Source organism: Zunongwangia endophytica (assembly GCF_030409505.1).
GTDB classification, from domain to species: domain Bacteria; phylum Bacteroidota; class Bacteroidia; order Flavobacteriales; family Flavobacteriaceae; genus Zunongwangia; species Zunongwangia endophytica.
In genome coordinates this window covers 743,090-765,347 of sequence record NZ_JAUFPZ010000002.1, presented here as the reverse complement: position 1 = coordinate 765,347, position 22,258 = coordinate 743,090, and the positions used below count along the sequence as shown (strand labels likewise).

Below are 22,258 nucleotides of genomic sequence, written 5' to 3'. Positions count from 1 at the left end.
TTTTTTATAAAAATCAGAAATGATCTTTCATTGCTTGTTTAGCAGCATTCACGCCTCCCATTCCGTGTACGCCTCCACCCGGGGGAGTTGAAGATGAACAGATATAAACTGTATCGATAGAGGTTTTATAAGGGGAAATTTTCGCTACAGGTCTCGTAAAAAGCTGTGTAATATCCTGTCGACCACCATTAATATCTCCACCTACGATATTAGGATTAAAGATTTCTAATTGTGCCGTATTCATAACCGAACGTTTTAAAATAGTTTTTTTAAATCCAGGAGCTGCTTTTTCAATTTGCTGTTCAATTAAATCGGTACAATCTTCTTTGCTCCCGTGAGGAACATGACAATAAGCCCAAGCTGTATGTTTGTTTTCAGGTGTGCGAGTAGAATCAAAAATACTTGGTTGCACCAGTAACACATAAGGTTTCTCCGATATTTTTCCTTCAGAAATTACTTTTTCTGAAACTTCTATTTCCTCAGGACTAAAACCAACATGTATGGTTCCGGCTTTTCTACATTTTTCATTCAAAAAAGGAATAGGTTCATCTAGTGCCCAATCAATTTTAAATACACCAGAGCCATAATTAAAATTCGATAATCTTTTGCGATATGTGGTACTAAAGTCCAAACCTTCAATCTCTAAAAGCTGTTTAGGAGTAAGGTCGAATAACTGTATTTTTGAAGGAATCTGACTAGTTTTAGTAATTGTCTTATTCAGCAAAACTGTACCTCCTAAATCTTTATAGTAAGCAAGTAACACATTAATTAAAGAGGAGACCCCTTTTTCTGGAAAAGGCCAACCATTTTGGTGCGCCATAATCGTTAATACTAAACCAAAAGATGCGGAGGCTAAATTGGTAAGCGGCAAGGTAGAATGCGCTGCTGCACCGTAAAATAAAGATTTAGCTTTTGAAGTTTTAAAAGTAAGATTTGCTAACGTCTTCGCCGGAAGTAACGCATGTCTTCCGAAGTTCATAAATTTTATAGGATGCTCGGGTATTCCTAATGGGCCTAAAATATCATTAACTATTTTTGACCAATCTTTAACTAAAGGCTTCATCAATTTATTATAAGCCTTTTCGTCTTCGCCAAGATCACTTGCAGTTTTAGCAACATCTTGATAACAGGCTACTGCATCGCCATTTTCTAGCGTTTGTACGAAAGGAATTTCAGGAAATATCCATTTTAATCCATATTTTTCTAAAGGCAATTTTTCGAAGAAAGGAGAACTATAGGCCATTGGTAATACCGCAGATCCTATATCATGCTGAAAATCTGGTAAAGTTAATTCTCCTGTTTTTGTAGCTCCTCCTGGTTCAGGCTTCGCCTCTATAATTAATGTTTTTAATCCTTTTTGCTGAAGATAAATTGCAGCTGCTATACCATTCGTACCGCTTCCTACAATTACAGCATCATAATCCTGCATAATTTTTACTTTTCCAAATTTTATTTAATTTCGTTCAGGTCTACATTTTGCAGATAATCATCAAAAGTCAAAAATCCTCTTTTTGAAGCAATCATATCGTGGGTCATGATATATGTAAAATATGATAGTTTATGCCCAAATTGCTCTTTGCTTATTAATTTTGAAACATTACTTCCTACTTTAGCTAAGCCAGTAGGTAATTTAATAATTTTTCCACCAACATGTTTCTGAATCATCTCTGCCATCTCTTCTCTCGTATGAATGGATGGACCTCCTATTTCTATAAGCTTAGGAAGATCCAAAAAAGTTGTCATTATATAATTTGCTAAATCGCCATGATAAATACTATTTGTTTTAGCTTGGCCATCTCCTATTAACGGTATAACTTTTCTTTTAGCCATAATAACCAGATCATCTAATCCCGAAAAAAATCCAACGGGACGTATAACGGAATAATCTAAACCAGATTTCTCTAATTCATCCTCTACCTTCTTATGCATTCTTGGGATAGTAAATTCTGAGGCACTATCAGCTCCTTTCATCGACACATAAAAAAACCTTTTTACATTATTTCTTTTGGCATCGGCAATGATATTTGCATTTGCTTTATAGTTATTTTCATAAAAAGAGTTAGGAGTTGGGTGAAACAAACTAATAGATTTCCCTAAAGCAGAAACGATATATTCCACTCCTTTAGTAATATCATGAAGTTTATTTTTTTCTGAGCTGGCATCCACACGCCAAATATCGTCGGTGTGTTCTCGTAGTTTTTCAAAGCCTTCTTCAGATCGTGTTAGTGCTCTAACTTTAAATCCTTTCTTTTTAGACTCCTGTACCAGATGCATTCCTAACTCTCCGGAAGCTCCCACTATTAAAATTGTTGTTTCCATACCTCCGCTGATCTCTAATCAATGTTCACATAATAATCGATACAAGATATAAAAAGGGAAAGACGCAGATTATAGCATTTTTCCCAAATCATTTATAAAAGTATCGAAATCTATTCTTAAAATAGAAATTGGATGTTTTCGGTATCACTTTTAGCATTTAAACTGATTTTTTTTTGAAACCTAAACGTAGCAGTATATATTTGCCTACGTAGATTTAATCTAAATAAACATGATTACGCTTTCTATTGTATTTTGCTTGCTGGGATGCTGGTGTCATTATAACCTGTCTAGAAAAATGAGGATAGAAAAGACTTCGTGGGAGACAAGGTTAGCCGAGCAGATTGGGATATCTAAAATAGCAAGCATTACTTTTTCGGCGTTATCTTACTTTCTTCTTTATTTAGTTTTTGGTGTAGTTAGCGGTTTAATTATTTTTATTTGCATTTTGAGCCTGGTTTTTAGTTTGTTTATTATCTGCAGACCTATTAAAACTCCCACTTTCGGTATATTATCATTGGTTCTTCTTATATGCTTATTTTCTGAAATTCTAGTTTAACTATGCCGGCAAACAAAAAGCATCTTACTAAATCTTTTCATCAAAAATTTGCAAAACTAACCGCAGGATTTCTTGGTGGCTACGCTATTTCAGCATTATTTCATATGCTATTAGCCTTTTGGCTTCCAGACCATAAATTAGTGCTAATTACTTCAATTTTCACGCTGTTTTTATTGTGGATGGTATTACTTATCATTCCGTATTTATTCAAAAACGGATGGAAAATTTGGGGAATATATTTTCTTATTACGCTTCTACTCTACGGCGGAGTTTATTTTGGTAAACTGTATCATCCTATTATTTGAATATGGCAAAAAGAAATTACAACGTATTTTTTCATTTACATACAGTAAGCGGCATTATAATTAGTGCTGCACTATTTATCATTTTTTTCTGTGGCGCTTTTGCTCTTATAAAAGATGAAATTACCGCATGGGAAAAAGGGGAAAACGTTGATATGGAAATTGCTTCGGATGTGGATTATGATCGTGCCATGCAAACTTTAGAGCAGGAAGGTCTTAATTTGAGCGGGAGAGATATAAGAATGATTCCGCCAGATGTGAAGCAGAAAATGTTTGTAGGACTTACAGGTTCGAAAGCCAAAACTGCGAGTGATGAAGACAAAATCGCTACTTATTATAATCTGCATACCCGCAAATACGAATTATCTACTTACTATGAATTTTATAGTATTGGAGAACTTATATATCGACTACATTTTTTTCATCAAATCCCAACTTACGGAATTTTTATCGCCGGTTTTATCGCCTTCTTTTTTCTACTGGCCATAGTTAGCGGAATTATAATTCACTGGAAAAAAATAGTTTCTAATTTTTACGTTTTTAGACCTAAAGCGAAACTGAAGACAATTTGGACAGATGCTCATACCGCCTTAGGTGTTATAGGTTTACCCTTTCAATTCATGTTCGCTCTAACTAGTTGTTTTTTGTGTTTATCTGCTTTGGTGCTTTTGCCTATCAATTATGTATATAATGGTGATCAGGAAGCTGCGCTATCTGAGCTCCGCCCAATGCAAAAAACTTACGAGTGGGAAGCAGAAACTATCAAGAATATTCCAAGCCTAAATGATCTCGTTGAAAAAACCGAAGCAAAATGGCCAGACTTTGAACCTGCACAGGTGTACATAAAAAACTATGGTGGCACCAACATGAAGTTTCAAATTGACGGACTTTTAAATCCAAAAGAAGCTTTTCTTGGCCACGGAAGGATTGTTTACGACGTTATGACCAACACGATTACTGAAGAAAAAAATCCAGAAGATCCCGGCTACGCTGAAGTAGTTGAAGTGGCGATTAGGAGACTTCATTTTGGTGATTTTGGAGGCCTCGCTCTCAAGATTATTTATTTTGCTTTGGCAATAATTACCTGTTTTGTGATTCTAAGCGGAGTTCTAATTTGGCTTGAGGCAAGAGATAAAAAGCATATTGCAGATAAGAAGCGGAAATTTAATCGAGGTTTAGGGTATTTTTATATTTCAGTGTGCATGAGCTTATATCCTATAACTGCTTTAGGCATGCTCGTGGCTAAATCTCTACCAAGAAGTTTAGATTTAAGTCGCCAATATATTCTTTACGCTCTATTTTTTATCGGCTGGCTACTTTTTACGCTTATATTTAGTTTGAGAAAAAATAATTATATCACAACCAAATACACTTTAATTCTGGGAAGTATCTTCGGAATTTTTGTGCCTATTGTAAACGGAATTGTCTCCGGAAATTGGATATGGACAATGTATCAGCAGAATCAAACTGCGATCTTATTTGTTGATCTTTTTTGGATTGTAGTTTCCCTAATTAGTTTTGGAATTCTAATGAGAATGAAAAAACCAGTTTAAATAACTCCCTTCTAAAAGGTATAATATAGAAATGCGTAAGAGCTACCAACGTAGTAATTTCTGTTTTCTATATCGGGTTTTATATCATCTCTTTTTTCGAAATTAAATTGTATCCCTATTCTAAAATTACTATTTAAAATATATCTCAATTCTAAGTCTATCGATAAGTTTACAAATTGATCTGATTCCAAATTATTATTTAAAGGATATTCGCGATTAACTATACCTAAATCTCCTCCTGCAAGCGCTTGTATCTTATTATTTAGAAAAATGGTGTAAATGCTTCCGCCAATTCCAAACTGTTGATAGTTCACATCTTCAAATCGTTCGTAAAACAAATTTAATTCTATAGGCACGAAGAAACTATTCGTACCGTAACCTGCTTTGAAAACTAAATCCAAGCCATCTGTGGTAAATTCTGGATCTTGAACATTTATCCATTTTTGGTTAGGAATCGGATCTGCCCCAGCAGCTACAAAGAAATAAGAATCATTATTTTTTCGTTTAGGGCCCAGGTCATAACATTGTGAAAAGCAATGAAAGCTGGTAAAAAGCATAATCAGTAAAACTCTTGTTTTCAAACCTAAATAATTAATTGAGAAGTATAAACTTAAACAATTTTAGCAGAATCCACTTGCTTTTTCTTCTCAATCAATATGGCGCTCCTTCTCTTTTCGATAGTCTCATCTGATTTCTTCAATCTTTGCCAATCCATTTCATTTACTATCGTAACGCCCTTACTTTTAGCCTCATCAACCACCAACCAATCTGGATTTTTTCCTGTTACTAGCAAATGTGTATCTTCAGTCATTCTCTCTTCAACAAGAGCGTTTCTAGTTTTAAGTTCATTTTTAATACTAGATTCTCTATTTATATCTAAGTGCCCATCGAACACCACTTTCTTCCCTTCAAAATCATCCAACTTTGAGGGTTTAGCTTGATGCTCATCAGTGTCTTCAGGAGTATTGAAATAATTCCAGGAAATAAAAATAATTCCTACAAAAATGAAAAGATAGATAACAAGTAATATTGGTGCCATAATTAATGTAGAGTTAATTATTTTAAATTAATAACGAAACAAACTTACAGGATTTTAGTGCTTCAAGAATAAATTTAAACAGCTTTTAACGATTTTAGGAATTCATTATAAATTTGTAGACCACTGTAGCTTTTAGAATTCTTCATCAGTTAAACATAACTTAAAACTCAGCTCTAATTTTTAATGTTTTCAGGAAGTGCATAATTTTAAATAAAAAGATATGCAACTAAATAATTTAGGTAACACCGATCTAAAAACGCCGAAAATCATATTCGGTGGAAATGTCTTTGGCTGGACACTAAACGAAAAAGAGTCCTTTGCAATGTTAGATGAGCTTTTAGAAAAAGGATATACTTGTATTGATACTGCAGATGTATATTCACGCTGGGCAGACGGAAATTCTGGTGGTGAATCTGAAAAGATCATTGGTAAATGGATGAAAGATCGCGGCGTTAGAGATAAAATTACGCTGGCAACCAAAGTAGGTTCTGATATGGGACAAGGCCAAAAAGATATTTCTGAAGAATATATACTTAAAGCAGCTCAAGATTCCTTAAAAAGGTTACAAACCGATTATATCGACTTGTATTATACTCATTGGGACGACGATCGTACACCCGTGGAAGAAACTTTGGGAGCTTACCAAAAACTAATTAAAAACGGAGATGTAAAATACATTGGAGCTTCAAATTTGAGTCCGGCGCGATTAAGAGATTCTTTGAATGCTTCAAAAAATAAAAATCTTCCTAAATATCAGGTATTTCAGCAAGAATATAATTTAATGAATCGTGATAAGGTTGAAGGCGATATTCTTGAATTATGCCAGCAAAATAATATAAGTATTACCACTTACTTTTCTTTAGCAAGTGGATTTTTAACTGGAAAGTATCGTAGTGAAGATGATCTTGAAGGCCAGAATAGAAAAGATTTTGTAAAAAACTATCTGGACGATCGTGGCAAAAATATCCTGAAATCTTTAGACGAAGTTTCCGAAGAACAGGGAATTTCTAATGCCGGTGTTGCTTTAGCATGGATTATTAACAAACCTGGAATTACGGCTGCTATTGCAAGTGCTACAAAATCTTCACATCTAAAAGCTTTTGAAGAAGCTACGAACGTGAAATTAAGCAAAAATGATATGAATAAATTGAATGAGGCTAGTAGTAAATAAAGTGTTCAGAATTAATAATATCCAATTATAAAACGAAAAGCCCCAAATTGGGGCTTTTTCTATCCTATTTTTGTAACAATTTCTTTTAAAGTAAGGCGATCCTGTTCGCCAGTTTTCATGTTTTTCAGGGTGTATTTCCCTTCTTGCATTTCTTCATCCCCCGCTAAAATAACAAACGGAATATTTCTTTTATTTGCGTAGTTCATTTGCTTCTTCATTTTCGCAGCATCAGGAAAAACTTCAGCATTAACTCCTCCCGCTCTTAAAGCATTAACTCCTTTAAAAGAATAAAGTGCTTCTTTTTCTCCGAAGTTTATAAATAAAGCTTTCACATCGTCAGCGACAGCATCTGGGAATAAACCTAATTCTTCTAAAACCAGGTAAATTCGATCTAAACCGAAAGAAATACCTACACCACTTATATTTTTAAGACCAAAAATACCGGTAAGATCGTCATAACGACCTCCCCCACCAATAGATCCCATTTTCACATTCTCGGGCGCAGCAACTTCAAAAATAGCACCCGTATAATAATTTAAACCACGAGCTAGTGTAACATCTAAATCAAGATTCGCAGTTTTCAATGGCATTTCTGAGAGCGCATTTTGAATAAATTCTAGCTCTTCGATTCCTTTTTTACCAACTTCAGATGTTGCTAATATTCCTTTTAAAGCCTCAATCTTTTCAGCAAAACCACCTTCTAAACCAAAAACAGGTTTAATTTGCGCGATAGCATCTTCAGCAATACCTTTAGAAAGCATTTCTTTTACCACACCATCTTCCCCGATTTTATCGAGCTTATCCAAAGCCACCGTAAAATCAATCAACTTATCTTGTTCGCCGATTACTTCAGCAAAACCTGAAAGAATTTTACGATTATTGATTTTTATAGTTACTCCTTCTAATTTTAATGCTGAAAAAACAGCATCGTATAATTGCACAAACTCAACTTCCTGCCATAAACTATCGCTCCCAACAACATCGGCATCACATTGATAAAATTCTCTGAAGCGACCTTTTTGTGGACGATCTGCGCGCCAAACAGGTTGAATTTGATAGCGTTTAAATGGAAAATCAATTTCGTTTTGATGCTGAACCACGAAACGCGCAAACGGCACCGTTAAATCGTAACGCAATGCTTTTTCTGAAATAGATGGAGTTAGTTTTAAACTATCTTTATCGTCATAAGCATTTTGATCGGCTTTCTTTAAAAAATCACCAGAATTAAGAATTTTAAAAATAAGGCGATCCCCTTCATCTCCATACTTTCCCATTAAAGTATCAGAATTTTCAAAACTTGGCGTTTCAATAGCCTGAAATCCAAACTTTTTAAATTCCTTTTTTATAGTGTCGAAAATAAAGTTTCGCTTTGCCACTTCCTGCGGAGTAAAATCTCTGGTTCCTTTTGGGATAGAAGGTTTTTGTGCCATAAAATCTATATTCAGGAATTGTCCTGATTTTTTCAGTTTATCGTTTTTTACTTAAAAATGAGATTTCAAAAAATATTGAATATTCATCGAAAATGAGAAATCTCTATATTCAAAAATTCAGAATTATTCTAAATTCTTAAAGAGCTGCAAATATCTTAAATTTTGCCCGAAACAAAACAATTTTAAAATTTTAAGTAACATTCTCACTAAATTGAAGTCTAACCTGTAGTGTTTGAAATTTCATAATATGTTTACACTCCTACGCGAGAACATTAGTATCGCTTTCGATTCGATTAAAGGTCAGCTTTTAAGAACCATTCTTACTGTGCTAATTATTGCTATTGGGATTACCGCTTTGGTAGGAATTCTTAGTGCTGTTGGTGCTTTAGAAAATACTATTAGTGGAAATTTTGCCTCTATGGGCGCCAATACTTTTAATATTCAGCGATACGAATATACCTCACAACGTGGTGATGAAGTAAATAAAGTAAACCCCGTGATTACCTTTAGAGAGGTAAAAACCTTTAAAGATAATTACCAATTTCCGCTAACCACCACTGCGATTAGCTTCACCGGAACTGCTGCGGCAGAAATTAAATGGGAAAACGAAAAAACAGATCCTGAAATAAATGTACTCGGAGTTAACGAAAATTATATAACAAATTCTGGTCTCAATGTCGAAAAAGGCCGGGAATTTAATTATTTCGATATTCAGAATAATAGCAATGTTGCGATTATAGGAGCAGATTTCGCTAATGATAACGGACTTTTTAACGGGGCTAATCCTATCGATAAAACCATAAGTGTAAGAGGCGCTAAATTTAAAGTTGTAGGTATTTTAGAGTCTAAAGGATCCACATTTGGTAATAACGAAGATTTGAGGGTTTTAATCCCAATACAGCATGCACGATCTATTTTTACCAATCCCGGCATTAATTACAATCTGAGTATTAAGGTTGAAAACAAAGACGCTTTAAATGCTGCGCAGGATGAAGCAATCTTAACTTTTAGAAATATTAGAAAATTAAATCCAATCGAACCGAATAATTTTGGCCTTGAAAGAAGTGATAGCTTACTAAATGAAATTGCAGAAATGTCTGGCTATTTAAACATGGCAGCCTGGATTATTAGTCTGGTCACCATTTTTGGATCTTCGATTGCGCTAATGAATATTATGTTGGTAAGTGTGACTGAAAGAACCCGAGAAATAGGCGTTCGTAAAGCACTTGGCGCGAAGAAAAACACCATAGCTGCCCAATTCTTCATGGAGACTTTAATTATTGGTCAGTTTGGTGGAATTTTAGGTATAATCTTAGGAATATTAATTGGAATGGCAGTTTCAGCCGGTGTTGGATTCGACTTCACAACGCCGTGGTTAGCCATGTTTTGGGCTGTTGTAGTGACTTTATTCACAGCTTTGGTTTCTGGCCTCTATCCGGCTATTAAAGCCTCTAAGCAAGATCCTATTGAATCGCTTAGATACGAGTAAGCTTTAAATTAAATATCTTCTTCGGAAGAAAACACAATTTTTCTTAAAAATGAATAAGCTAATATTGAATTTATAATTTACAATATAACCTACGCTGAAATAGAAATTAAAAATCAGATCATTAAATTTACAAATTCAGTTTTCGGAATTGAAAGTGTTTTAGTAAATGAAAAGAATGTTTCTAAGAAATTTACTATTTCTGGATGCCGACATCAACTTAGGCTAAATTCAGGAACATTTATTTTGAGATCTAAATACGATCAATTGCGCAAAAAAGAAATCCAGTTAGAACTAATCAAAAATGACATGAATATTGAAAAGCATGCTGTCCAGATTGATAAAAAGCAGAGAATTTACTGGATACTACTGGGAACTGCGATGGGTATTGGAGCTTATGAATTATTAAAATACACACTTGCGTTTCTATATGATAAAATATAGGTATAGGCGCTAGTATAGTTCATAATCATTAAAATTCAATTGAAAGGCTTTTTTCTGCTTTTCAGTTTAAAAAATTAAATACAAAGTTTAGCCAAGCCATATTTAGGCTTGACATCACCTGCAATATTTTCCAAAAAAATCAAAATTAACCTTTTACGATACCAGCGAAATATTGGTATAACTCACCTTTGGTTATACTCGCGCCTTGTTTTATTAATGCGAAAATATCCTTATTACGATCATCACTCATCGCTTTAGTTGATGTATAAATGTTTACAGCATCATCCATTAAGTTCGCTCTAAGCCAATTGTAACCTTCACGAGTGGTAATATCAATCGCTTCATTTTCAATTTTGACAGCTATTAAATTAATGGTTGCTGTAGTTATTTGAAACAAAAACAGTTGCTGCTTAGAAAAATGCTCTAAAAACTCAACTTTATTTAAAACGCCTTCCCAAATAAGGTCACTAAAAACATCAATTTCCTTTTCGGCTACATCAGGCTTGTTTGTTTTAATATCTGTCCACTCTTCCGCAGTAATAGATTGCGTGGCTAGAAAATTTATAAATTCCTGATGCATTTCTTCTAGCTGCTCTTTTGTAAGTCTTGCGTATTTCATGATAAAAAATTAATTATAAAAAAAGCCCACTCACAGAGTAGGCTTTTTAAAAATTATATAGGTTTCTTAAGCTTCTCCTACAACATCAAATGATAATGTAGAAATTACCTCACGATGGAAACGTAATGTAGCATCGTACTGTCCTAATCTTTTAATATTTCCACCAGCAATACTGATGTATTTCTTTTCGATTTCAACACCTTCTTTAGCTAAAGCATCAGCTAAATCTGCGTTAGTGATAGATCCAAATAATTTGTCTCCAGCACCAGATTTTGCAGTGATTTTGATATCAACACCGTTAAGTTTCTCAGCTTGTTTCTTAGCTTCGTCGATATGCTTTTGCTCTTTGTAAGCTCTTTGTTTAAGAGTTTCAGCTAAAACTTTCTTAGCTGATGGAGTTGCTAATTCTGCGAAGCCTTGTGGGATTAAAAAGTTACGACCATAACCGTTTTTTACAGCTACTAAATCGTCTTTAAATCCTAAATTATCTACGTCTTTTTTAAGTATCAATTCCATAATTGCTTCTTTTTATTTTAATAAATCACCAACGTATGGCATTAATGCTAAATGACGTGCACGTTTAACAGCAACAGCCACTTTTCTTTGGTATTTTAAAGAAGTACCTGTTAAACGACGAGGAAGTAATTTTCCTTGTTCGTTTACAAAACTCATTAAAAAGTTTGGATCTTTATAATCGATGTATTTAATACCCGATCTTTTAAATCTACAGTACTTTTTAGTTTTGGTAGTTTCTATATTAAGAGGAGTAAGATATCTAATCTCACCATCTTTTTTTCCTTTTGCTTGTTGTTCAATAGATGTAGCCATACTTACGCTTTTTCTTGGATTCTTTTTCTTCTTTTCTCAGCCCAGGCAATAGCATGCTTATCTAACTTCACAGTTAAATAACGCATCATACGCTCATCTCTTCTAAAAGCAAGTTCTAAAGGCTCGATAGCCTCTCCTGGTGCTTTAAATTCAAATAAGTGATAAAAACCACTTTTTTTGTGCTGAATTGCGTAAGCTAATTTTTTTAGCCCCCAATTCTCCTTTGATACCATCTCAGCTCCTTTAGAAACAAGAAATTCTTCGTATTTCTTAACTGTTTCCTTTATCTGCTCATCAGATAAAACGGGATTCAAGATGAAAACAGTTTCATAATGATTCATAAAAAATATATTTTAATAAAATTGGCTGCAAAAATAGAACTATTTTTTGTATTTCACAAGCAAAATTTCACTAGTTGAAAATAGGCGTTTTATCGATGAAATTCAAGCCAATCTTGTCTATATCAATTTTAATGCATATTATTGTTAAAAGTAAAATTAACAAAGAGCTGTGGAAGATATTTTGTTAAAATGTGCAGTGGTAGATGATTCAAGTCTTCAAAGACTATCTATTGTCAAAATGATAAAGGATCATCCCAACCTTACTTTGGTAGCGGAATACAATAATGCTATCGAAACTAAGAATGGTCTATTAGATAATGAGATAGATCTTATATTTTTGGATATAGAAATGCCAATTTTGTCGGGATTCGAACTTCTAGATGATCTTCCTAACAAACCGCAAATTGTTTTTGTTACCGGTAAAACGAAATACGCCTATAAAGCTTTTGATTATAGTGCCGTAGATTATTTACAAAAACCAGTAAGCAAAGAACGCTTTAATAATGCTACAACTAAGGCGTTAAACATGTACAAGCTTAAAACGCAGGCTGTACTTCCCGAAGATGAAGATTTTATCTTTGTAAAAAGTAATTTAAAAAATCGCAAGGTCTTTTTAAATCGCTTAAAGTATATTCAGGCTCTTGGGGACTATGTAAAATTTGTTACTGAAGAAGACAATTTTGTAGTATTGGCTACAATGAAATCTTTTGAGCAAGAATTACCTTCAGAAAAATTTCTACGAACTCACAAATCTTATATTGTGAATTTAGAAAAAGTAGAACGATATAATAGTAAAACCATAGAGATATCTGGGGAGAAGTTGCCTTTAAGCCGACATAAGAAAAATAATCTTGTAGAAGCTTTAGCAGCTACCAAAGCCTAGAACTTTCCTTATATTTATAATAATTTCTAGAAACTTTAAACAGGATCTACATTTACGATTACCCGTACACTGCGATACGCGCCTATCGAATTAAAACTGATTAATATCTTATTTAAAACCGCTTTAGTTTTCCCCAAAGATTGATTTTGTGGAATTTTAAGCATGATATTTTTATAATATTCATTTCGAATTCTCGCTACGGGCGGAAATTCTGGGCCTAATACATGCTGTTTAAAAACATTTTGCATTGCTTTTGCAATCCAATCGGCGGCATCGTTGGTTTTACTAAAATCACGAGACTTTAAACTTAAACGAACTAATCTATAGTAAGGTGGATATTTATAATTATAACGCTCTTGCAATTGTTCTTTATACATGCTCGAATAATCATTTGTAGAAACTTGCTGTATAATTTGATGATGAGGATTATAACTTTGAATCAACACTTTACCTCGCTTCTTTGTTCTTCCCGCTCTTCCGGCTACCTGAAGCATTAGCTGAAAACTCCGCTCGTGAGCTCTAAAATCGGGAAAATTGAGAAGGTTATCAGCATTCATTACTCCTACTAGATTTACATTTCTAAAATCTAAACCTTTCGTTAGCATTTGCGTTCCTACCAAAATATCGATCTCTAAATCTTCAAACGCGGTAATAATTTTTTCATAACCGTATTTTCCACGGGTAGAATCCTGATCCATTCTACCGATTTTATGATCTGGAAATAAAGCTTTCAATTCTGTTTCGATCTGTTCAGTTCCAAAACCTTTTGTAGAAACATCATCACTGTGACAAGCCATGCAACGCTGCTGCATAGCAATATGATATCCACAATAATGACATCGTAATTGATTACTGTGGCTGTGATACGTCAAACTAACGTCACAATTTGGGCATTGCGGGGAATGTCCGCAGGTATTACATTCTAATATTGGTGAAAAACCTCTTCTATTCTGAAACAAGATCACCTGTTCTCCTTCAGCCAGCGATGCTTCAATTTCTTTGAGCAAGCGATCAGAAAAATGGCCGGTCATCCGTTTCTTTCTATGTTTTTCCTTGATATCGACGATTTCGATATTCGGCATCAAAACATTTCCAAATCGTCTTGATAATTCAGCAAAACCATATTTATCATGTTCAGCATTAAAATAAGATTCCAATGATGGTGTAGCAGAACCCAATAAGGTTTTCGCCTTAAACTGGTTAGCTAAAACTATGGCCGCATCGCGCGCATGGTAGCGAGGCGCAGGATCATATTGTTTAAAGGTAGCTTCATGCTCTTCGTCTACTACAATTACCCCTAATTTCTGAAACGGTAAAAATATTGCCGATCGTGCACCAATTATAATTTTAGCATCATCTGTTGCATTCAGCACATTTTGGTAAACCTCCACCCTCTCATTCATTGAATATTTACTGTGATAAACCAAAACCTTATCACCAAAATAAGCTTGCAAACGGTTTATAAGCTGCGTTGTTAATGCAATCTCCGGAAGCAAATAAAGTGCCTGCTGTCCTTGCTGAAGTACTTCTTCTATTAATTTGAAATAAATTTCAGTTTTACCACTAGAAGTTACCCCATGCAATAAACACACGGTTTTATCTTCAAAAGAAGCTTTAATTTGACCAAAAGCTTTCTCCTGAAATTCGTTAAATTCAATATGATTTCGAGTAATTTCACCACCAAAACCTACCCGATCTTCGTTAATGTAATATTCCTGAAAAATATTCTTCTTCAACAGACTTTTTAAAACTGAAGAAGTTGTCCCTGAAATCTTCAGCAACTCCTTCGCCTTGATTGGCTTGGTGCTTTTCGCTTTTATACTGAAGTAACTTAAAACCACTTCTCGCTGTTTATGCGCTCTGGATAGTTCATCCAAAAGCGTGTGCATAGCATCTTCAGATTCATGATTTTCGTGTAGTTTTATGTACCGAACTCGTTTTGGCTTATATTGCTCGTAAATTTCTTGGCTTAGTACAACAATATCTTTAGCCATTAAACGGTTAAGAACTGGCAAAACCGTTTTCTTATCTAACAAAGCTTCAACTTCTTTAATCTTTAATGAAGACTGATTTTGCAATGCTTCGACCACCAAAAATTCATCATCCTTAAGATCAGAATCATCAATTATGGCATCTTTTTTAAGCTGAACTATACTTTCACTTTCTAAAATAAATGCTCCCGGAAGTGCCGCACGCATCACTTCACCTTCAGTACACATGTAATATGAAGCAATCCAGTTCCAAAATTTCAGCTGTTGCTTAGTTGCAAGTGGTTCCTCATCCAAAATCTGACTAATAGGTTTTGCCTCATAAACTTTGGGGTCACGATCATGCACTTCAGCAATAATTCCTGTATAAATTTTAGATTTCCCAAATGGTACGGCCACTCGCATTCCTTCCTGTAAGAAAGAAGCTTCTTCAACAGAAATACTGTATGTAAATCTATTATCTAAGGGTAAAGGTAAAATGACGTCTACAAACTTTGGCATACGCAGAATTTGGTCTAAAAAAGGTAAAAATAAAAACCATTCTCGATTAAAGAATGGTTTTTAAAATATTTTATAAAAATGCTGAGATTTAATTATCAGAAAGTCTTTTCAAAATATCAAAATTACTGAAATACTAACTCCTATTTTGAATCCTGATTACTCTTCAAATTATAAACTAATCAGCTCGATCCCAGGTCATCGTTTTAAAAAAGAAAGCCACATAACCGCGAACATTAAGTTTGTCTGGTTGGTCTTCATCAACCCAAATTTTTACTTTATATATTTTACCGGACTTCGGATTTATAATTTCGCCACCAGAATATTCGTTACCATCTTTTTGCAAACCATGCATCAGCTGTAACCCTTCGATCGGTTTGTTTTTAAGATCTCCCTCACATTCGGTACAAATCTTATCGCGATCTTCTTCCTTCAGAATTCTAACAACTTTCCCACAAACTTCACCATCATCCTTCTGATAGATTCTTACAATAGAATTCACTTTACCATCATGATTGGTACACCTCCATTTTCCAAAAATGCCTTCTTGTGCGTTTAGATTGGCTCCAAAAGCCCAAATTAATATGGAAAATAGAATATATTTCTTCATGTTGTTTATTGTCCTAACATTGCTTCTTTTAGATCGTCTTCTGCTGGTTTTTTAGAAAGCCAGATTCCGAACAAAGCTTTTTTGAAAGCAATTCCTTTAATAGTTCCTTTTTCTTTGCCGTTTTTATACGAGATCACACCTTCGCCAGGAATGTAAACTAAGTCAAAAACATCGTTTTTCTTTATCTCGTCACTAAAAAAGCCTTGAAATCGTTTAATTTCAGCTTCAATAGGCGCTGTTTTACCATCGGTGGCATTTTCAAAACCTTCGTTTACCGCATCGATCATTTTATCGCTGGTAATTAATTTAGAAACGATATGCAGTTTAATTGCCATGGGCTTATCTGCACTTATTACCTTTTGAGCATCGCTATCCTTATCTGTTAGATAAAGTGCTCCAGCATATAAATCGATCCAGAATTTTTCTCGAACTCCAGCTCCATTCAACTTTAGTGTTTCTCCCTTAAATTCAACTGTTGCTGGTAATTCTACACCACCCACTTTTTTTTGTGCACTCATTGTTGTTAATGAGCATACAGCAACCAAAAGTAAAACGTACTTTTTCATTTTTCTGTATTATTAAGTTAAATTAAATTTTTAAAATTTCTTCTTCAATTTTATCAAAGAGGCATTAAGTTCGAACCCCAATAGAAGAATATTAGCATTTAACCAAATATACACCATTAATATTAACAATGCTCCAATAGAACCGTACAATTCGTTATAATTTGAAAAATTTTCAATATATAATCCAAATAAAAATGAGGTTAGCATAATTAAAATTGTTGTAAAAAATGCTCCTACTGAAAAAAATCTTGCCTGCCTGGCTTCCTTTGTTCCGAAGTAATATAACGTGGCGACCGCAATATAAATAAGCACTACAAACGCCAAATATTTTACAACGACCGTGCCCGACTCATTGTTTGCAATTAATCCATATTCACTTAAATCTTCTATCGCATAGGTAACATATACCATTACTATAACAGTAATTAGCAAAAGAAATGCCAAAACTAATGATACCCCGATCGCAACTATATATTGCTTAACTAAAGATCTTTTTATTTTGGTGTGATACGAAAATTCGAATCCTGTGAAAATTGCATTTACCCCGTTTGTCATTAAGAAGATCGAAAGTATAAAAGAGAAGGATAACAATCCGCCACGCGGATTATTAGCTATATCTGCAAAAATATCGCCAACATATTCCTGCGTTTCTGGAGGCAATAAAGAATCCATAAATAGTAAAAACTTAATCCTAAAATCGTCTATAAGATTAATTTCTTCTACATAAGGAATAAGGTTGAAGATAAACAACAAAAAAGGAAAAAGGGCCATAAAGAAGCTGAAAGCAATCGCACTAGCTCGCGTCGAAAACGTGCCCTGTACGATTCCGCTAGAATAAATATCCCAAAGATGATGAAGCGAAAGACCGTCTGTACCCGGTAAAATGATTTTACTCGATTCTCTTTCCCACCAATCTGAAATATCTTCTATTTTAGCCGTGATCTCCTTCCCTATAGACATACATTACATAGCTTTTAAGCTAAGATCCATATTATAAACCGAATGTGTTAAAGCGCCGCTAGAAATATAATCCACTCCGCATTCAGCATACTTTCTTGCGGTTTCTAACGTAATTCCGCCACTCGATTCTGTTAAGCATTGCTCTCCGATAAGTTGTACTGCTTTTTTTGTTTCAGCATAATCAAAATTATCAATCAAAATTCGATAAACTCCGCCTTCATTTAAAATTTCTTTAATTTCTTGTATATCTCTAGCCTCCACGATTATCTTAAGATCAAGATTGTTCGTTTCTAGGTAACTTTTTGTTTTCTGGATAGCTTCTGCAATTCCGCCTGCAAAATCAATATGATTGTCTTTTAGCATAATCATATCGTACAGCGCGAAACGATGATTTTCACCTCTGCCAATTTTAACTGCCCATTTTTCTAAAGCTCTAATGCCCGGTGTTGTCTTTCTGGTATCCAAAATTTTTGTACCAGTACCTTCAAGCTTATCTACAAATTCCTTTGTTTTTGTTGCTATCGCACTCATCCGCTGCATAGCATTCAGTATCAGTCTTTCTGCTTTTAAAATCGACTGCGAACTGGCTTCAACATAAAAAGCAATATCGCCTTTCTTCACTTTTTCACCATCCTTTATTTTAATATCCAGTTTGGCTTCTTTATCTACATATTCAAAGACTCTTTTCGCAAAATCTACACCGGCAAGAATGCCATTATCTTTCACCAATAGCTTTGCTTTTCCTTTAGCTGAGGAAGGAATACAAGCTAATGAACTATGGTCGCCATCTCCTACATCTTCGCGAATAGCGTTCGTGATTATTAATTCAATTTCTTTTTCAAATTGTGCTGCTGAGATCATTTGCAATACTTATTTTTGTAAATGTAGGAAAGTCTGCGCTAAATTTACCGAATGACGATAAAATTACTCTGCATAGGAAAAACCGATAGTAAGGAATTACAAAACCTTATTGAGGTCTATCTAAAACGGCTTCAGTTTTATACGAAGTTTGAAATCGATATTATTCCCGATCTCAAAAAAGTAAAGAACCTTGACGAAAATCAGCAAAAAACAAAAGAAGGAGAATTGATTCTGAATAAAATTCAAACTTCAGATTTTTTAGTGCTTTTGGATGAAAACGGAAAACAATTTTCTTCGGAAGCTTTTTCAGAATACCTTCAGAAAAGAATGAATAGCGGCCTAAAACAACTCATATTTGTAATTGGCGGGCCTTATGGTTTCTCTGAAGAAATGTACCAACGCGCCAATGGCAAAATATCGTTATCTAAAATGACATTTTCCCATCAAATGGTACGACTTTTTGTTACTGAACAAATTTATCGGGGATTTACCATCCTTAAAAATGAACCTTATCACCATAGATAATCACATGGAATTAGTATTTGCAACCCACAATAAAAATAAATTTAAGGAGATTGAAGCCATGCTCCCTGAACATATCACATTATTATCTTTAGATGATATTGGATGTGTAGAAGATATTGCTGAAACTGCCGATACCATAGACGGCAACGCTATTTTAAAAGCAGAATATGTTCGCCATCGCTATGGCTATAACTGTTTTGCAGATGATACAGGTTTAGAAGTTGAAGCTTTAGCCGGTGCTCCGGGAGTATATTCAGCAAGATATGCCGGCGAACAAAAAGACGATAAGGCCAATGTAAAAAAGTTATTAGAACAACTAGAAAATAAAGATTCTAGAAAGGCTCGTTTTAAAACAGTTATTGCTTTAAATTTAAAGGATAACGAGAATCTTTTTACGGGCATTTGCAAAGGGCACATTACAGATGCTCCTAGTGGCGCAAAAGGTTTTGGCTACGACCCTGTTTTTATTCCCGATGGACATGATCGCACATTTGCCGAGATGGAGATGGAAGAAAAGGCAAAAATGGGTCATCGTGGTAAAGCTTTTAAGGAGTTAATGGACTACCTATCAAAATAAAGCATGAATTAAAAAGAATAATGTGATAAGCTGTAAACTAATACGTACATTTGCAGCTTATTAAATTTTATAATGAATAAATTCCAAGAATTAGGTTTAAATTCCTCTCTTTTAAAAGCAATTGAAGACATGGGCTTTGAAAGTCCAAGTGAAGTACAGGAAAAAACCATCCCCATTTTATTAGACGAAGAGACCGATATGGTTGCCTTAGCCCAGACCGGGACAGGAAAGACGGCAGCTTTTGGTTTCCCTTTGATTCAGAAAATTAATCCGAAGTCAAAGCACACACAAGCCTTAATTTTATCTCCTACCAGAGAGTTATGCTTGCAAATTACAAACGAATTAAAAAATTATTCAAAATACGAGCCCTCGCTACATCCAGTAGCCGTTTACGGAGGTGCTAGTATTACAGACCAGGCGAGGCAAATAGAGCGCGGAGCCCAAATCATCGTTGCAACTCCTGGGAGAATGCAGGATATGATTAGACGTAAACTTACCGATATTTCTAAAATCGAATATTGCGTTTTAGATGAAGCAGATGAGATGCTAAACATGGGATTCTATGAAGATATAACTGCTATCCTATCCCATACTCCAAAAGAAAAAAATACGTGGTTATTCTCGGCAACAATGCCTAAAGAAGTAGCTACAATTGCAAAGAAATTTATGCGTTCTCCTATCGAAGTTACCGTTGGTAGCAAAAATATGGGAGCAACTAATGTATCGCACGAATTTTACCTGGTAAATGCCAGAGATCGTTACGCGGCACTTAAAAGATTGGCTGATGCTAATCCAGAAATTTTTTCTGTAATTTTTTGTCGTACAAAACGTGATACTCAAAAAGTAGCAGAGCGATTAATCGAAGATGGTTATAGCGCTGCAGCTTTACACGGAGATTTAAGTCAGAATCAACGTGATTTGGTAATGAAATCTTTTAGAACGCGCCAAATCCAGATGCTAGTTGCTACAGATGTTGCAGCTCGTGGAATTGACGTAGACGATATTACCCACGTTATAAATTACCAGCTTCCAGATGAAGTTGAAACTTACACTCACCGTAGTGGACGTACAGGCCGTGCTGGTAAATCAGGAACTTCTATAGTTATTGTTTCTAAAAGTGAGCTTAGAAAAATTAAGAGCATCGAACGTATTATAAAACAATCGTTCGAAGAGAAACAACTACCAGAAGGTAAAGATATTTGTAAAGTTCAGCTTTTACACCTGGCCAACGATATTAAGAGCACAGAGATAAACCATGATATTGAAGAATATCTTCCTAATATCAACAAAGTTCTTGAAGACTTTACAAAAGAAGAACTTATCAAAAAATTCTTTTCAGTAGAATTTACCAGATTCTCAAATTACTACAAAAAAGCAAATGATCTTGCTCCAGTTAGTGGTGGTTCTAATGCAAATCTGGATCCTAACTCTACCCGATATTTTATGAATGTTGGTAAGAAAGATGGATTTGATTGGATGAGCCTTAAGGATTTCCTTAAAGACGCATTACAATTAGGAAAAGATGGTGTATTTAAAGTAGATGTTAAAGACAGCTTCTCGTTCTTTAATACTGAAAACTCTGAAACTGATAAAGTAATTAACGCATTTAGCGATTTTGAATATCAGGGAAGAAGAGTAAACGTTGAAGTTACCAAAAACTCTAACAGTGGCGGCGGTAAAGGCGGTCGTGGACGTAAAGGTCGCGGTGGCGGTGGCTTTGGTAAAGGAGATTTTAAATCTGGCGGAAAAGGCAGATCAAGATCGAATGACTCTAAAGATTCTGGTTTTAAAGGAAAGAAAAGCAAACGATCAGGAAGTCGTGGAAATAATATAGAAAGTTCAATTAAAAGAAGAAAATCTAAAAAATAAAAAAACCAAATTTTAGATTTGGCATCATTTTTTATAATGATTTTCATATTTTAAGCGTCAATTTCTATGAAGCATTTAGTTACTTTATTATTTACAGTTTTATTCACTTGTCAAATTGCAAGTGCTCAAGATGTTATTTCAGGAACGGTTATGAACGCCGCTAATGATGTAGCTTTGGAAAATGTTCATGTTGTGAACTTAAACCAGGTAAAAGGTAATATCTCTGATGAAAATGGATCTTTTGAGATCGCAGCAACTGTAAATGATACTTTATATTTTACTTATATCGGTTTTAAATCAATTAAAGTTAGAGTTACAAACGACTGGTTGAAATACGGTAACGTAAAAGTAAAAATGACTGAAGTAGGTATTGCTTTAGAAGAAGTTACTGTAAGTGACGTAAAACTTACAGGATATCTAGAGATCGATGCTAAGAACATTCCAATTTACGAAAATAAGAGATATAGTATTTCCGGCCTTAATAGTGGATATGAGGCCGGAGATTCATCTCCAAGTGCATTTAATAAAGTAATAGGCTCCATTTTTAATCCTGCAGATGCGTTAAATAACCTATTTAGCCGAAAGGAGCGACAAATGCGGAAACTTAGAAAAATGAAGGATGATGAAAGCATCCGTGAGCTTCTGGGGTCTAAATACAACCGTGAAACGCTCACTGCAATGCTGCAAATGAGCAGAGGAGAAATCGAAGAAGTTTTAAGCAGATGTAGTTACTCTGAAGATTTCGTAAGAACCGCTACAGATTTACAGATTCTAGATGCAATAAGTGGTTGTTGGGAAGAATATAAATTGCTACAGCGAAATAAAAATTAGAA

General features: G+C 34.5%; 24 protein-coding genes. 10 read left to right on the top strand and 14 right to left on the bottom strand.

The features are described from left to right. Positions 1-13: 13 nt before the first annotated feature. Together QWY91_RS03480 and QWY91_RS03475 are read right to left on the bottom strand one after the other, a co-directional pair. Entirely contained in the window at positions 14-1,429 is a 1,416-nt protein-coding gene (locus QWY91_RS03480; protein WP_290231743.1) for a phytoene desaturase family protein, read from the bottom strand. A 20-nt stretch (positions 1,430-1,449) separates the two neighbouring features. Next, on the bottom strand, positions 1,450-2,319 hold the full coding sequence (locus QWY91_RS03475; protein ID WP_290231741.1) for an SDR family oxidoreductase: 870 nt from the start codon (positions 2,317-2,319) through the stop codon (positions 1,450-1,452). 558 nt (positions 2,320-2,877) lie between these two features. On the opposite strand from QWY91_RS03475, the gene QWY91_RS03470 reads away from it, so the two are divergent. Further along, a complete protein-coding gene (locus tag QWY91_RS03470) occupies positions 2,878-3,180 on the top strand; it encodes a hypothetical protein (protein ID WP_290231739.1) in 303 nt (100 codons plus the stop codon). A 2-nt stretch (positions 3,181-3,182) separates the two neighbouring features. After that, positions 3,183-4,730, top strand: coding sequence for a PepSY-associated TM helix domain-containing protein (locus tag QWY91_RS03465; protein ID WP_290231737.1), 1,548 nt, complete (start codon positions 3,183-3,185; stop codon positions 4,728-4,730). An 11-nt stretch (positions 4,731-4,741) separates the two neighbouring features. Here QWY91_RS03465 and QWY91_RS03460 read toward each other — a convergent pair whose 3' ends face one another. Then, positions 4,742-5,311 carry a putative outer membrane beta-barrel protein gene (locus QWY91_RS03460; protein WP_290231735.1) on the bottom strand — a complete coding sequence of 190 codons (570 nt, stop codon included), beginning with the start codon at positions 5,309-5,311 and terminating at the stop codon, positions 4,742-4,744. Between the two features lie 29 nt (positions 5,312-5,340). Continuing rightward, the gene (locus tag QWY91_RS03455; RefSeq protein WP_290231733.1) at positions 5,341-5,769 is read right to left on the bottom strand and encodes a BRCT domain-containing protein; all 429 of its coding nucleotides are present in this window, start codon (positions 5,767-5,769) and stop codon (positions 5,341-5,343) included. Positions 5,770-5,989: 220 nt separating this feature from the next. Here QWY91_RS03455 and QWY91_RS03450 point away from each other — a divergent pair, with 220 nt between their 5' ends. Then, complete coding sequence (locus QWY91_RS03450) at positions 5,990-6,940, top strand: aldo/keto reductase (RefSeq protein WP_290231731.1); 951 nt, start codon at positions 5,990-5,992, stop codon at positions 6,938-6,940. Between the two features lie 59 nt (positions 6,941-6,999). On the opposite strand, the gene hisS is transcribed toward QWY91_RS03450, so the two are convergent. Then, on the bottom strand, positions 7,000-8,370 hold the full coding sequence (gene hisS / locus QWY91_RS03445; protein WP_290231729.1) for a histidine--tRNA ligase: 1,371 nt from the start codon (positions 8,368-8,370) through the stop codon (positions 7,000-7,002). Between the two features lie 247 nt (positions 8,371-8,617). Between hisS and QWY91_RS03440 the strand changes: the two genes are divergently transcribed. Together QWY91_RS03440 and QWY91_RS03435 are read left to right on the top strand one after the other, a co-directional pair. Then, the gene (locus QWY91_RS03440; protein WP_290231727.1) at positions 8,618-9,859 is read left to right on the top strand and encodes an ABC transporter permease; all 1,242 of its coding nucleotides are present in this window, start codon (positions 8,618-8,620) and stop codon (positions 9,857-9,859) included. A 243-nt stretch (positions 9,860-10,102) separates the two neighbouring features. Beyond that, positions 10,103-10,300, top strand: a complete 198-nt coding sequence (locus QWY91_RS03435; RefSeq protein ID WP_290231725.1) for a hypothetical protein — start codon at positions 10,103-10,105, stop codon at positions 10,298-10,300. Between the two features lie 145 nt (positions 10,301-10,445). Here the strand turns inward: QWY91_RS03435 and QWY91_RS03430 are convergent, their stop codons facing one another. The 4 genes from QWY91_RS03430 to rpsF form a co-directional block, all read right to left on the bottom strand. Next, positions 10,446-10,919: a DUF6495 family protein gene (locus QWY91_RS03430; protein ID WP_290231724.1), complete on the bottom strand. Its 474-nt coding sequence runs from the start codon at positions 10,917-10,919 to the stop codon at positions 10,446-10,448. 66 nt (positions 10,920-10,985) lie between these two features. Then, positions 10,986-11,435 (bottom strand): 50S ribosomal protein L9, encoded by a 450-nt coding sequence (gene rplI, locus QWY91_RS03425; protein ID WP_290231722.1) that lies wholly within the window; start codon positions 11,433-11,435, stop codon positions 10,986-10,988. Between the two features lie 12 nt (positions 11,436-11,447). Next, positions 11,448-11,747: a 30S ribosomal protein S18 gene (gene rpsR / locus QWY91_RS03420; protein ID WP_270061283.1), complete on the bottom strand. Its 300-nt coding sequence runs from the start codon at positions 11,745-11,747 to the stop codon at positions 11,448-11,450. Between the two features lie 2 nt (positions 11,748-11,749). Further along, positions 11,750-12,088 carry a 30S ribosomal protein S6 gene (rpsF, locus tag QWY91_RS03415; RefSeq protein WP_290231714.1) on the bottom strand — a complete coding sequence of 113 codons (339 nt, stop codon included), beginning with the start codon at positions 12,086-12,088 and terminating at the stop codon, positions 11,750-11,752. Between the two features lie 169 nt (positions 12,089-12,257). On the opposite strand from rpsF, the gene QWY91_RS03410 reads away from it, so the two are divergent. Beyond that, a complete protein-coding gene (locus QWY91_RS03410) occupies positions 12,258-12,971 on the top strand; it encodes a LytR/AlgR family response regulator transcription factor (protein WP_290231713.1) in 714 nt (237 codons plus the stop codon). A gap of 35 nt (positions 12,972-13,006) precedes the next feature. Here the strand turns inward: QWY91_RS03410 and priA are convergent, their stop codons facing one another. The 5 genes from priA to nadC all read right to left on the bottom strand — a co-directional run bounded on the left by priA (position 13,007) and on the right by nadC (position 18,454). Further along, complete coding sequence (gene priA, locus QWY91_RS03405; RefSeq protein ID WP_290231711.1) at positions 13,007-15,460, bottom strand: replication restart helicase PriA; 2,454 nt, start codon at positions 15,458-15,460, stop codon at positions 13,007-13,009. Between the two features lie 175 nt (positions 15,461-15,635). Next, positions 15,636-16,067 carry a DUF2147 domain-containing protein gene (locus tag QWY91_RS03400; RefSeq protein WP_290231709.1) on the bottom strand — a complete coding sequence of 144 codons (432 nt, stop codon included), beginning with the start codon at positions 16,065-16,067 and terminating at the stop codon, positions 15,636-15,638. A gap of 5 nt (positions 16,068-16,072) precedes the next feature. Beyond that, positions 16,073-16,633 (bottom strand): chalcone isomerase family protein, encoded by a 561-nt coding sequence (locus QWY91_RS03395; RefSeq protein ID WP_290231708.1) that lies wholly within the window; start codon positions 16,631-16,633, stop codon positions 16,073-16,075. A 30-nt stretch (positions 16,634-16,663) separates the two neighbouring features. Then, positions 16,664-17,593, bottom strand: coding sequence for a YihY/virulence factor BrkB family protein (locus QWY91_RS03390; protein WP_290231706.1), 930 nt, complete (start codon positions 17,591-17,593; stop codon positions 16,664-16,666). Positions 17,594-17,596: 3 nt separating this feature from the next. Continuing rightward, the gene (nadC, locus tag QWY91_RS03385) at positions 17,597-18,454 is read right to left on the bottom strand and encodes a carboxylating nicotinate-nucleotide diphosphorylase (protein ID WP_290231705.1); all 858 of its coding nucleotides are present in this window, start codon (positions 18,452-18,454) and stop codon (positions 17,597-17,599) included. A 51-nt stretch (positions 18,455-18,505) separates the two neighbouring features. On the opposite strand from nadC, the gene rlmH reads away from it, so the two are divergent. The 4 genes from rlmH (at position 18,506) to QWY91_RS03365 (ending at position 22,256) form a co-directional block, all read left to right on the top strand. Next, entirely contained in the window at positions 18,506-18,979 is a 474-nt protein-coding gene (gene rlmH, locus QWY91_RS03380; protein ID WP_290231703.1) for a 23S rRNA (pseudouridine(1915)-N(3))-methyltransferase RlmH, read from the top strand. Between the two features lie 4 nt (positions 18,980-18,983). Continuing rightward, entirely contained in the window at positions 18,984-19,556 is a 573-nt protein-coding gene (locus QWY91_RS03375; RefSeq protein ID WP_290237056.1) for a non-canonical purine NTP diphosphatase, read from the top strand. A 72-nt stretch (positions 19,557-19,628) separates the two neighbouring features. Beyond that, a complete protein-coding gene (locus QWY91_RS03370) occupies positions 19,629-21,425 on the top strand; it encodes a DEAD/DEAH box helicase (RefSeq protein WP_290231701.1) in 1,797 nt (598 codons plus the stop codon). A gap of 66 nt (positions 21,426-21,491) precedes the next feature. Continuing rightward, positions 21,492-22,256, top strand: coding sequence for a carboxypeptidase-like regulatory domain-containing protein (locus QWY91_RS03365; RefSeq protein ID WP_290231699.1), 765 nt, complete (start codon positions 21,492-21,494; stop codon positions 22,254-22,256). Positions 22,257-22,258 lie beyond the last annotated feature (2 nt).